This is a genomic window from Actinoplanes sp. NPDC051859 (assembly GCF_044452725.1).
Lineage (GTDB): Bacteria > Actinomycetota > Actinomycetes > Mycobacteriales > Micromonosporaceae > Actinoplanes.
In genome coordinates, this window is sequence record NZ_JBITBX010000029.1 from 21,434 (window position 1) to 33,683 (window position 12,250).

Here is a 12,250-nt window from a genome sequence, read left to right on the forward strand (position 1 = left end):
ACGTCCAGGCTCACGAACGGTGCCGCCCCGTCGAGATGGCAGCGACGAACTCGTCGGTGAGCGCGCGCAGCTCTCGGCTCACCTCATCCGCGAGCGGCATTCGCAGAATCGGTGGAATGCCGTCCGGGCCGGCCTCGGCGAAATAGCGTGGGCTGTTGCGCACCGAGGTGGCAAAGACCGGCATGTCCCCGATCTCGCGGATGTTCTCGATCTGCGTTCGCTGCGTGCCGATCGGCTTGCCGGCATGGATCTGGGTCATCGTGAACGCGACGCCGGCGAACTGCGGGGAAATGCGCTGCGCAGATGATCCACCACCGTTGTGATCAAGATAGGCATTGAACTCCTCGACCAGCTTGTCGACACTGTGCCGCAGATAGCCGATACCCAGTGTGGACAGATAATCGGGCTTTGCCGGGACCAGAATGAATTCGCTGGCCACGATGGCGGTCTTGGTGACGAGGCCGAAGTTCGGCGGACAGTCGATCAACACGATGTCGTAGTCGCGGAATGCCGGGGACCGCAGGGCCTCGGCGAGACAACCGTGCAGGCTGAGGAATTTGCGCTTGCTCTCGGCCAGCGTGGTGCCGCCGAGCTTGGCCGCCAGCTGAAGGTCGATGTCGATCAGCCCGAGATGGGAGGAGATCAGGTCGAGCTGACCGGCGTTCTCCTTGAGGACGAGATTCACCCGCTCGGGGGTCAGGACGAGTTCGTCGAGCGGGATGCCCCGACCCGGCAGATCGCCCTCGTACCACCGCTGGATGGTGCGGGTCTGTCGCAGGTCGGTATTCCATTCCTCCACGGTGTAGAACGAGAAAGTCAGATTGGTCTGCGGATCAAGATCGATCATCAGCACTCGGTGGCCGTGGTTGGCGATCTCCGCGGCCACGTTCGCGGTCAATGTGGTCTTTCCGACGCCACCCTTGTAGTTCATCACGGAGACGACGCGCACCAGCAACCCCCAGAAATGTGGTCCCGGGCCACTATAGATCGGCGCCACGCATCCTTGACTAGCGTCAGAAACCCGACACTGGCGAATAGCGCGAAGTCGATCACTTGACGAAAGTGCGGCGCCATTCATTCCGAATGGCGCCGCACTTTGCCGTCACTCAGCGCGGTACGACCCGTTCGATGGCCCATTCCCGCCAGCCGTCCAGCTTGTCGGAGGCGGTGCGCAACTGCTCGGCGACCGGACCGGGACCGGTCGAACCGGGTGTCGTTCGGGCGGCCAGGGCGCTGCGGACCGACAACACCTCGCGCACCGACGGATCCAGATGCTCGCTCACGGTCTTCAAGTCGTCGTCGGTGACGTCCTCCAGCTCGCACTCACGCGCCGCGCACAGGGCCACCAGGCTGCCGGTGATCTCGTGCGCGTCGCGGAACGGGATACCGCGGCGGACCAGCCAGTCGGCGACCTCGGTGGCCAGCGAGAAGCCGACCGGTGCGGCGGCGGCGAGCTTGTCCACGCGTACGGTCATCGTGGAGATCATGCCGGCCAGAGCCGGCAGCAGGAGTCGCAGCGTGTCCACCGCGTCGAAGACCGGTTCCTTGTCCTCCTGCATGTCGCGGTCGTAGGTCAGCGGCAGTCCCTTGAGCATGGTCAGCACCGCGACCAGGCCGCCGATCAGGCGCCCGGCCTTGCCGCGGGCCAACTCGGCGATGTCGGCGTTCTTCTTCTGCGGCATGATCGACGAGCCGGTGGCGAAGGCGTCGTCGAGGATCACCCAGCTGAACTCGGTGGAGGTCCAGAGCACGACCTCCTCGCCGAGGCGGGACAGGTGCACGCCGATCAGGCTGGTGATGAACAGGAACTCGGCCACGAAGTCACGGTCCGAGACACCATCCATGGAGTTCTGCACGGGCGCTTTGAAGCCCAGCTCCTTGGCGACCGCGGCCGGGTCCAACGGCAGCGACGAGCCGGCCAGGGCACCGGAGCCCAACGGCGAGATCGCGGTCCGGTCATCCCAGTCACGCAGCCGTTCCAGGTCGCGCAGCAGCGGCTGGACGTGGGCGAGTAGCCAGTGGCCGAAGCTGACCGGCTGCGCGTGCTGCAGGTGGGTGAGCCCCGGCGCGGGGGTGTCGACGTGCCGGCCCGCCTGTTCCATCAGTGCGTCGGCCAGCTCGACCACCGCAGCGGCCAGACCGCGGGCGTGATCCCGCAGGTAGAGCCGCAGGTCGGTGGCGACCTGGTCGTTGCGGGACCGGCCCGCCCGCAGCTTGCCGCCGAGGCCGCCGAGACGCTCCAGCAGGCCACGTTCCAGCGCGGTGTGCACATCCTCGTCTTCGATGGTGGGCCGGAACTCGCCCGCCGCACACGCCGACTCGAGATCGTCGAGGGCGGCCAGCATCTTCCCCAGCTCGTCGGCGTCCAGCAGACCCGCGTTGGACAGCACCCGGGCGTGCGCACGCGACGCCGCGATGTCGTACGGGGCCAGCCGCCAGTCGAAGTGCACGCTGACACTTAGCCGCGCGAGCGCGTCGGCCGGTCCACCGGCGAACCGGCCACCCCACAGCCTGGTCGGACCTTCGGTCTCCGGCACTGCGTCACTCCTCAGCATTAGCAGGGATATGTCAACGATAGGGTCGGTCCATGACGCTGGACCTGCACGATGATGTTGTCTCATTGACTCGCGCGCTCTGCGACATACCCTCGGTCAGCGGGACAGAAGCCGCGATCGCCGACGCGGTCGAGACGAGTCTGCGCAAACTGGGGCACCTGGAGGTGTTGCGCGACGGCGACGCCGTGGTCGCGCGTACCCACCTCGGCCGGGACCGGCGGATCGTGCTCGCCGGGCACCTGGACACCGTGCCGATCAAGGACAACCTGCCGTCGCGGCTCACCGGATCGGGCGACGCCGAACTGCTGCACGGCCGCGGCACGGTCGACATGAAGGGCGGCGTCGCCGTCCAGCTGAAGATCGCCGCCACCGTGCCCGCGCCGAAGCACGACCTCACCTTCGTCTTCTACGACAACGAGGAAGTCGCGTCCGTCCGCAACGGACTCGGGCGCCTCGTGCGCCACCACCCGGACTGGCTGGCCGGCGACTTCGCCATCCTCGGCGAACCCTCCAACGGCACGGTCGAGGGCGGCTGCCAGGGCACGATGCGGGTGCGGATCACCCTGAAAGGCAAGGCCGCCCACCCCGCGCGGGCCTGGCACGGGATCAACGCCATCCACGCCGCCGCCGACGTCCTCGCCATCCTCAAAACCTACGAGCCGCGCCGGGTCGTGGTCGACGGCCTCGAATACCGCGAGGGCCTCAACGCCGTCCAGATCCACGGCGGCATCGCCAACAACGTCATCCCGGACGAGGTCGCCATCGACATCAACCACCGCTTCGCCCCGGACCGCGACCCCGCCGCCGCCTACGCCCACCTGCAGTCGGTCTTCCCCGGCCACGACCTGGAAATCCGCGACCAGGCAGCCGCCGCCCGCCCCGGCCTGGACCAGAGCGCCGCCGCCGAGTTCGTGGCCGCCGTCGGGCGCGAGCCGGCCCCCAAATTCGGCTGGACCGATGTGGCCCGCTTCGCCGAACTGGGCATCCCGGCCGTCAACTACGGCCCCGGCAACCCACTCCTCTGCCACACCGACGAGGAAAACCTCCCCACCGCCGACCTCCGCGAATGCGAACGCGTCCTGGCGGCATGGCTGGGCTGACATTTTCAGTCCTTGACTTCTACATTCCGGGCAATGGCGCCGGGGATGGCGTACATGTGGGCGAAAGCTCGGGCTTGTTCGCCGGTCCACAGGGATGAGCCGTAGCCGTAGACGACGCCCGCGCGGGTGGCGGCGTCCAGCAGGCTGTACGGGCTGCGGCTACCCAGCGGGATCACGTTGCCCTTGACCAGTTTCACGCGGACCTCGCCGGTGACGCGGCGCTGGCTGCTGTCCAGGAAGGCGCGGAAGTCGTCGAGGATCGGGTCGTAGTAGACCGCCTCGTGGAGCAGGTCGCCGTACGTGTTGCCGAGCTGGATCTTGGTGGCCTGTTGGCGGTTGCTGAGCGTCAGGCGTTCCAGCTCGCGATGGGCGGCGATGAGCGTGAGGATGCCCGGAGCTTCGAAGCCGACCCGGGCCAGGTTGCCGACCATCGTCGAGCCCATGTGGATGCCCCGGCCGACCCCGTGCTCGGCGGCGAGGACGTTCAGCGCGCGCAGGATCGCGTAGTTGGGCGTACCGGGGCCAGTGCCCTCGATGGGTGACCCGTCAACCGTGGTGGCGGTGACAACCTCACCCTTGTCGAAACCGAGGATCAGTTCGATCCCGTCCGCCGGGACGTCGGCGATGGACTTCGTGTACGTCCAGGCGTCCTCCGGCAGGTAGTCCCAGGAGCCGTACGTTTCCTTGCCACCGATCGAGGTGCCGAGCAACCCCTCGTTGATCGAGTACGTGGTGACCTTGTCCGGCGTCTCGAAGCCCCGCTCCCGCAGGTAGTCCCGCTCGAACTCGCGGGTCAGCCGCTCGTCCCGGATCGGGGTGATGATCTCCATCTCGGGTGCGAGCGCCCGGACCACCGAGTCGTAGCGCACGTGGTCCGCGCCGGCGCCGGTCGAGCCGTGCGCGATCGCCGAGGCGCCGTGCTCCAGCGCCACCTTGACGACCTGCTCGGCCTGCACCAGCCGTTCCGCGCCCACACAGGACGGGTAGCCGCCGTTGCGCAGGTAGTTGGCCTTGATCGCGTAGGTGATGACACGCGAGTACAGCTCTTCGCGGGCGTCGACCACGAAGTGGCGGGCCGCGCCCAGCTCCTCAGCGCGCTTGCGGACCACGTCTGCCTCGCCGCTGTGCAGGCCGCCGGTGTCGATGTTGGCGGTCAGCACCTGGAACCCCTGCTCGCGCAGCGAGACCAGGGCGTACGAGGTGTCGAGGCCGCCGGAGAACGCGAGGACGACGGTGCGCTGGGACATCAGTTTCCTCCGGACGAGTACGGGAGTTCGAGGATCGGCACGAACGACGTCCCGTCCTGCACGAGGTGCCCGGGGGCGAGCACGTAGTAGGTCGACCGGCGGGCCTCGATCGCCTTCTGCATGGCCCGCTGGCGCTCGTAGTCGAACGGGTCGAGCAGGAAGGTGGGTTCCGGCTCGGTCCGGGCGACCGGGGCGGTGAAGTCGTTCTCATAGACGAACGAGCCGGGCGACGTGTGGAAAGGCACGGTTGCCACCATGATGCGCAGCCGACCGAACCGGGTGTGCACCCGCAGGGCCGTGTTGTCGTACTGGGTGACGCCGTCCAGCTTCTGCGCCTGGTAGACCGACAACGCCAGGGCCTTGAGCGCGCGGCCCAGGCCGACGTTGGTCATCACCGACCACAGTGACCAGCCGACCCAGGTGCCGGGGGCCGCGCTGGGCGCCGCGCAGTAGCCGCCGATCGGGATGGGTCCGTGGTAGTCGCTCTGCTTCACCTTCTCGAAGACCTCGCGCAGATGCTTCTTCGCGTCGTCGTCGAAGGCGCTGGTCTCCAGCGTCTCGGTGAACTGTGCCTGCGGCAGTGCGGCGATCACCGCGGCGGACGGCATGAGGATCAGGTCGACCATCACCCACTGCGGCATCGGGATGCCCCGGTCACCGAACGCGATGCCGTTGATCACGTTGAACAGGTTGAGGAACTCGCCGGTGTCCCAGCCCTTGTCCGCGCCGGTGTCGGTGAAGTCCAGCCAGGAGAGTTTGTGACCGTACGGCGCCTCGTTGAGGAATGGGCGCAGCGAGTCGTTGGAGGCGAGGTAGAACTCGAGCCCGCGGGCCTGGAGTTGCTGCATGTTGTCGGCGAAGTCGGGGAAGAAAGCCTCGACGGCGGGCTGCTGCGCAATCACGGCAGGGTCCCTTCATGATCGGTACGGCTCCAGGCCGTCAGTTTGTCGGCGAGCCGGGCCCCGGAACCGGTGTCACTGGCTGGCTCGCGGGCCACCACGAGGATCGTGTCGTCGCCCGCGATGGTGCCGACGACGTCCGGCAACCCGGAGCGGTCCAGCGCGCTCGCCAGGAACTGTGCGGCACCCGGCGGCACCCGCAGAATGACGAGGTTGCCGCTGACGTCGACCGAGTTGAGCAGTTCACGCAGCAGCCGGACCAGCCGGGCCGGGGCTTGCTCGACCGGCCGCAGGGCGGGCAGTCCGTCCTCCGGGATCAGATAGACACCGCCAGCCTTCACGGCCCGCAGTTCTTCCAGGTCGCGCGACAGCGTCGCTTGAGTGACCTGCACACCGTCCATGGCGAGCAGGTCGGCGAGCTCGGTCTGCGACCGGACGGCCTTGTCGCGGACCAGCTCGACGATGCGTGCATGGCGGGCTGCCCGGGTGCCCGGCCCGGTCACGAGGACTGCTCCAACAGCCAGGTGAGCAGCGCCTTCTGGGCATGCAGCCGGTTCTCGGCCTGATCGAACACCGCGCTCTGCGCCCCGTCGAGGACCTCGTCGGTGATTTCCTCGCCCCGGTGCGCGGGCAGGCAGTGCAGCACGATCGCCTCGGGCGCAGCCACGGCAAGCAGCGCGGCGTTGACCTGGTATGGCCGAAACGGTGTGGTCCGGTCAACCCCGTCCGCCTCCTGACCCATCGAGGTCCACGCGTCGGTGGTCAGCACGTCGACGCCCTTCGCGGCCTCGTACGGATCGCTGAGCACGGTGATCGACCCGCCGGTGCCCGCGGCGATCTCGGTGGCCTTGCCCACCACCGTGGGGTCCGGCTCGAACCCGGCCGGCCCGGCAACCCGGACGTGCATGCCGGCGGTCGCGCCGGCCAGCAGGTACGAGTGCGCCATGTTGTTCGCGGTGTCGCCGACGTACGCGAGGGTCCGCCCTTGCGTGCCGCCGCAGCGTTCCCGCACGGTCTGCAGGTCGGCGAGCAGCTGGCAGGGGTGGAAGCCGTCGGTCAGCGCGTTGACGACCGGCACGTGGACGTCCGAGGCAAGCTCGGCGAGACGCTCGTCGCCGGAGGTCCGGAAGACGATTGCGGCGACGTAGCGGGAGACGACCCGGCCGGCGTCGGCGAGGGACTCGCCGCGACCGAAGTGGGTGGCCTGAGTGTCCACGATGAGGGCGTTGCCGCCGAGTTCTCCAATGCCCGTCTCGAACGACAGCCGGGTGCGCAGGCTGACCTTGTCGAAGAACACCGCGACCGACCGCGGGCCGTCGAGCGGTCGATACCGGAACCGGTCGGTCTTCATCGCGGCGGCCAGCTCCAGCACGGCCTGCTGCTCGGCCGGGCTCAGATCGTCGTCCCGCAGAAAATGCCGGATCATGATCTTCCCTTCGGAGAACGCGAACAGAGCCGGGTCATGGCAGAGCTTGCCGGGTCATGCCCTCCTGGCCCTTGCTTCGCTGCGGTGCAGTCGGTCATGACAGAGCTTGCCGGGTCATGCCCTCCTGGCCCTTGCTTCGCTGCGGTGCAGTCGGTCATGACAAAACCTCCCGGAGGGCGGCGAGGAACGAGTCGGCCTGTGCGGCCGTGAGAATGAGCGGCGGGGCGAGCCGGATCACGTCGGGCTGGACCGCGTTGACGAGGAAGCCTTTGCTGCGCAGCTGGTCGGTCAGCTCGGCGGCCATCGGTTCGGCGAGGGTGATGCCGAGCAGCAGGCCCGCGCCGCGAACGCCGGTGACGAGCGGATGGTGCAGGCCCTCGACGCCGTGCCGCAACTGCTCGCCGACCCGCTTGACGTGGTCGAGCAGGCCATCGCCCGCGATGGTACGAATGACCGCGAGCCCGGCCGCGCAGCTCACCGGGTTACCGCCGAACGTGGTGCCGTGCGAGCCCGGGGTGAACAGGTCCGCGGCCGGCCCGAAGGCGAGGCAGGCGCCGATCGGCAGCCCGCCGCCGAGGCCCTTCGCCAGGGTGACCATGTCAGGAGTGATGCCGTCGCTCTGGTGGTGAAACCAGTGGCCGGTGCGCCCGATCCCGGTCTGCACCTCGTCCACCACCAGCAACGCCCCGGTACGGTCACAGGCCTCCCGAGCCGCGGCGAGGTAGCCGGGCGGCGGGACGACGACGCCCATCTCGCCCTGGATCGGTTCGAGGATGACCATCGCGGTCCGGTCGGTGACCGCGGCGCGCAGGGCTTCGCCGTCGCCGTACGGAACATGAGTGACCTCGGGCGGCAACGGCCGGAACGGGTCCGCCTTGCCGGGCTGCCCGGTGAGGGCGAGTGCTCCCATCGTGCGGCCGTGGAAGCCGCCCTGCGCGGCCACCACGTGGGTGCGTCCGGTGAGCCGGGACAGTTTGAACGCGGCCTCGTTGGCCTCGGCTCCGGAGTTGCCGAAGATGACCTTGCCGGGTCGGCCGGCGAGGGTGAGCAGCAGCTCGGCGAGCGCGACCGCGGGTTCGGTGACGTAGAAGTTGGAGACGTGCCCGAGCGTCGAGATCTGCCGGGTGACCGCCTGGACGATGGCCGGGTGTCCGTGGCCCAGGGCGTTGACCGCGATGCCGCCGAGCAGGTCGACGTAGCGGGAGCCGTCCTCGCCGGTCACGATCGCGCCCTCGCCGCTGATCAGGCCCAGCGCCGGGGTGCCGTAGTTGTTCATGAGGCTCTGCTGCCAGCGGTCCGTCAGCGCGCTCACGAGGGGGTCACCATCGTTCCGGATCCTTCCGAGGTGAAGACTTCCAGCAGGGTTGAGTGCGGCACCCGGCCGTCGACGACATGCGCCGTGGGCACCCCGCCGCGGACCGCGCGCAGGCAGGCCTCCATCTTGGGCGCCATGCCGGATTCCAGGCGAGGCAGCAGCTCCTCCAGCGCATCCGCGCCGAGCTGCGAGACCAGCGACGTCGTGTCCGGCCAGTCGGTGTAGAGGCCGGCGACATCCGTCAGCACGACCAGCTTGCGGGCGCCGAGCGCGACTGCGAGAGCGGACGCGGCGGTGTCGGCGTTCACGTTGTGCACCACGCCGTCGACGTCCGGCGCGACGGTGGCGACCACCGGGATGCGTCCGGCGGCGATCAGGTCGTCGACCGCCGAGGTGTCGACCGCGCCGACGTCGCCGACCTGGCCGATGTCGACCGGCTCGCCGTCGATCACGGCGTGCCGGCGGACCGCGGTGAACAGTCGGGCGTCTTCGCCGGACAGGCCCACCGCGTACGGGCCGTGTTGATTGATCAGGCCGACGAGTTCCCGGCCGACTTGGCCGACCAGCACCATGCGTACCACGTCCATCGCCTCGGGCGTGGTGACCCGCAGGCCGCCACGGAACTCGCTCTCGATGCCGAGGCGGGTCAGCATCGACGAGATCTGCGGGCCGCCGCCGTGCACCACGACGGGCTTGATGCCGACGTGGCGCAGGAAGACCATGTCGGCGGCGAAGGCCTCTTGCAGGTCGGGGCGGATCATCGCGTTGCCGCCGTACTTGACGACGATCGTGGCGCCCCGGAAGCGTTCCAGCCAGGGCAGCGACTCGATCAGGACGGCGGCTTTCTCCTGCGGGGTCACGTGCTGTACGCCGAGTTCTCGTGCACGTACGCGTGGGACAGGTCCGTGGTGCGGATCGTGGCGTCCATCTCCCCCTCGTGCAGGTGCACCTGGATGGTGACGTCGCGGCCGCTGAGGTCCACCTTGGAGCGGTCGTCGGCAGCCGAGCCGCCCCGGCACACCCACACCCCGTTGACGCCGACGTCGATCCGGTCCGGTGCGAAGGCGGCGTCGGTGGTGCCGACGGCGGCGAGGATCCGGCCCCAGTTGGGGTCGTTGCCGAACAGTGCGGTCTTGACCAGGTTGTTGCGGGCGACCGCCCGGCCGACGTCGACCGCGTCGGCCTCGCTGGCCGCGCCGAGCACCTCGATGGCGATGTGCTTGGTGGCGCCCTCGGCGTCGCCGATGAGTTGTCTAGCCAGGTCGGCGCAGGCCTCGGTGACGGCGGCGGTCAGCTCTTCCTGCGTGGGTTGGACGTCCGAGGCCCCGCTGGCCAGTAGCAGCACGGTGTCGTTGGTGGACATGCACCCGTCGGCGTCGATCCGGTCGAAGGTGAGCCGGGTGGCCTCGCGCAGCGCGATGTCCAGCGCTTCCGATCCGGCAACCGCGTCGGTGGTGAGCACGACCAGCATGGTGGCCAGCGCAGGGGCCAGCATGCCGGCGCCCTTCGCGATGCCGCCCACGGACCAGCCGTCCCGGGTGACGTGCACGTTCTTGGCGTGGGTGTCGGTGGTCATGATGGCCTCAGCGGCCTTGTCCCCACCGGACTTGTCCAGCGCTTTCACGGCGGCGGTCACGCCGGGCAGCAGCTTGTCCATCGGGAGCCGTTCGCCGATGAGGCCGGTCGAGCAGACCGCCACGTCGCCGGGGCCGATCAGCAGCGGCTTCGGCCCGCCGCGGCGCAACACCGCAGCGGTGTGCTCGGCGGTGGCGTGGGTGTCCCGGAAGCCCTGGGTGCCGGTGCACGCGTTGGCGCCGCCGGAGTTCAGCACGACCGCGCGGACGACGCCGCCCTTGAGCACCTGCTGGCTCCACAGCACCGGCGCGGCCTTGACGCGGTTGGCGGTGAACACTCCGGCGACGGTGGCGTCGGGGCCGTCGTTGATCACGAGAGCCACGTCCAACGCGCCGCTGTTCTTGAGGCCGGCGGCGACGCCGGAGGCCCGGAATCCCTTGGGGGCGGTGATGGTCACGGCGTCACTCCGTACGCGCTGAGGCCCGCGGTTTCGGGCAGGTCGAGCATGAGGTTGGCGTTCTGGACGGCCTGGGCGGCGGCGCCCTTGCCGAGGTTGTCGAGGGCGCTGACGACGACGATGCGACCGGAGTCGACGTCCAGAGTGGCTTGCAAGTGGCAGGAGTTCGAGCCGAGCGTGGCGGCGGTGTGCGGCCAGGCACCTTCGGGCAGGACGTGCACGAACGGCTCGTCGGCGTACGCGGCCAGCAGCGTCTCCCGCGGATGCGTGCGGCCGATCGGCTGGGCGGTGACCGTGGCGAGGATGCCGCGCGGCATGGGCGCGAGCACCGGCGTCATCGACAGCGAGTCGGCACCGGACGCCTGCTTGATCTCGGGCACGTGCTGGTGGGCGCCCACCTTGTAGGGGCTCAGGTCCCCCATCACTTCGCTGCCCAGCAGGTTGACCTTGGCGGCCCGGCCGGCGCCGGATGTGCCGGAGGCAGCGACCACCACGACGTCGGCCGGGTTGGCTACTCCGGCGGCGATCAGGGGCGCGAGCGCGAGGGTGATGGCGGCGGCGTAGCAGCCGGTGTTGGCAACCCGGTCACTGGCGGCGATGGCGGCGCGCTGCCCGGGCAGCTCGGGTAACCCGTAGGTCCAGGTGCCGGCGTGCGGGCCGCCGTAGTAGCGCGCCCAGGCCGCCGCATCGTGCAGTCGGAAGTCGGCGCCGAGGTCGACGATCTTGACGCCGGTCGGCAGTTGGGCGGCCAGCGCCGCTGATTGCCCGTGCGGCAGAGCGAGAAACACCAGATCGGCGTCGCTCAGCGTGGCCGCGTCGGTCGCGCCGAGCGTCACATCCAGGCCGGCGAGCTGCGGGTGTACGGCCGCAGCCGGCAGGCCCGCCTGCGTGTGGGCGGTGGCAGCAGTGAGGTCGAACTCGGGGTGTCCAGCGATCAGCCGCAGGAGCTCGCCTCCCGCGTACCCACTGGCGCCAGCAACAGCGACCCGAACTCCCATGACTACCTCCGCATGACTATGCAGAGGACCGTATAACGCCGCACGCGCCGGCGGCAACCGACTATGTCGCCGGTCACCCCGACCGCAGCGCGCGGCACCGGCGGGGCCTCGAACGGGGGTGGGGGAATCAATTATGGACGGAAAGCCGACTGGCGATCGTGCGATTCATGCATTCGTATGGAAACTCGAACAGCGGGGGCGTTCCCGCACACCATTTCTCGATCATAGACAGGGGGCGTCGTGGCGAAGTACGAAGTGGTGCTTTCCCCGGCGGCGTGGCGGGCGATCAGAGATCTGCGTACGGTGCAGGATCGCGACGATCTCGCCGACTGCCTGGGAAAAGAACTCGATCAGGGACCGAATTCCCGCAGCGAATGGGTCTTTATGATCGGCGAGAAGAGTTACACCGCCACGCCGTTGACCTTCCGGGCCTGGGTGGCCGTGCACCGGCCGCTCACCCGGCGCGAGCTGGACCGGCTCGGCGACGAGCAGGGCCGCCGGGTGGAGTCGCTCGGCTTCCTCATCCACGACCTGCTGCCACCGCACACAGCCTTCGAGATCGGCCCGCACAGCGAGCTCTAGGTGTTCTGCCCAGAGAGGTTGGGAACGCGGCTGGCGGGTGGTCCGCCGATGGCGGTGTGGTGGCGGTGGTGATTGTAGGTGTGCAGGAATCGGGGT

General features: G+C 69.2%; 12 protein-coding genes. 2 read left to right on the top strand and 10 right to left on the bottom strand.

Annotation, left to right across the window (positions count from 1 at the left end; all coding sequences use genetic code 11):
* Positions 1-10 precede the first annotated feature (10 nt).
* Together ACIA1L_RS33095 and argH are read right to left on the bottom strand one after the other, a co-directional pair.
* The gene (locus tag ACIA1L_RS33095) at positions 11-1,078 is read right to left on the bottom strand and encodes a ParA family protein (protein ID WP_396077009.1); all 1,068 of its coding nucleotides are present in this window, start codon (positions 1,076-1,078) and stop codon (positions 11-13) included.
* A 28-nt stretch (positions 1,079-1,106) separates the two neighbouring features.
* On the bottom strand, positions 1,107-2,555 hold the full coding sequence (gene argH, locus ACIA1L_RS33100; protein WP_396077010.1) for an argininosuccinate lyase: 1,449 nt from the start codon (positions 2,553-2,555) through the stop codon (positions 1,107-1,109).
* Between the two features lie 32 nt (positions 2,556-2,587).
* Between argH and dapE the strand changes: the two genes are divergently transcribed.
* Positions 2,588-3,655, top strand: coding sequence for a succinyl-diaminopimelate desuccinylase (gene dapE / locus ACIA1L_RS33105; protein WP_396077011.1), 1,068 nt, complete (start codon positions 2,588-2,590; stop codon positions 3,653-3,655).
* 5 nt (positions 3,656-3,660) lie between these two features.
* Here dapE and argG read toward each other — a convergent pair whose 3' ends face one another.
* From argG to argC, 8 genes are all read right to left on the bottom strand, one after another.
* Complete coding sequence (gene argG / locus ACIA1L_RS33110) at positions 3,661-4,902, bottom strand: argininosuccinate synthase (protein WP_396077012.1); 1,242 nt, start codon at positions 4,900-4,902, stop codon at positions 3,661-3,663.
* A complete protein-coding gene (locus ACIA1L_RS33115; RefSeq protein ID WP_396077014.1) occupies positions 4,902-5,804 on the bottom strand; it encodes a hypothetical protein in 903 nt (300 codons plus the stop codon). The genes argG and ACIA1L_RS33115 overlap by 1 nt, the downstream gene beginning before the upstream one ends.
* Complete coding sequence (locus tag ACIA1L_RS33120) at positions 5,801-6,304, bottom strand: arginine repressor (RefSeq protein ID WP_396077015.1); 504 nt, start codon at positions 6,302-6,304, stop codon at positions 5,801-5,803. The genes ACIA1L_RS33115 and ACIA1L_RS33120 overlap by 4 nt, the downstream gene beginning before the upstream one ends.
* On the bottom strand, positions 6,301-7,227 hold the full coding sequence (argF, locus tag ACIA1L_RS33125; RefSeq protein ID WP_396077017.1) for an ornithine carbamoyltransferase: 927 nt from the start codon (positions 7,225-7,227) through the stop codon (positions 6,301-6,303). The genes ACIA1L_RS33120 and argF overlap by 4 nt, the downstream gene beginning before the upstream one ends.
* A 154-nt stretch (positions 7,228-7,381) precedes the next feature.
* Positions 7,382-8,539, bottom strand: coding sequence for an acetylornithine transaminase (locus ACIA1L_RS33130; protein WP_396077018.1), 1,158 nt, complete (start codon positions 8,537-8,539; stop codon positions 7,382-7,384).
* Positions 8,536-9,402, bottom strand: coding sequence for an acetylglutamate kinase (gene argB / locus ACIA1L_RS33135; protein WP_396077019.1), 867 nt, complete (start codon positions 9,400-9,402; stop codon positions 8,536-8,538). Before argB ends, ACIA1L_RS33130 begins: the two co-directional genes overlap by 4 nt.
* Positions 9,399-10,574: a bifunctional glutamate N-acetyltransferase/amino-acid acetyltransferase ArgJ gene (gene argJ, locus ACIA1L_RS33140; RefSeq protein ID WP_396077020.1), complete on the bottom strand. Its 1,176-nt coding sequence runs from the start codon at positions 10,572-10,574 to the stop codon at positions 9,399-9,401. The genes argB and argJ overlap by 4 nt, the downstream gene beginning before the upstream one ends.
* Entirely contained in the window at positions 10,571-11,572 is a 1,002-nt protein-coding gene (gene argC / locus ACIA1L_RS33145; RefSeq protein ID WP_396077021.1) for an N-acetyl-gamma-glutamyl-phosphate reductase, read from the bottom strand. The genes argJ and argC overlap by 4 nt, the downstream gene beginning before the upstream one ends.
* Positions 11,573-11,812: 240 nt before the next feature.
* Between argC and ACIA1L_RS33150 the strand changes: the two genes are divergently transcribed.
* Positions 11,813-12,154 (top strand): hypothetical protein, encoded by a 342-nt coding sequence (locus ACIA1L_RS33150; protein ID WP_396077022.1) that lies wholly within the window; start codon positions 11,813-11,815, stop codon positions 12,152-12,154.
* The last annotated feature ends 96 nt before the right edge of the window (positions 12,155-12,250 follow it).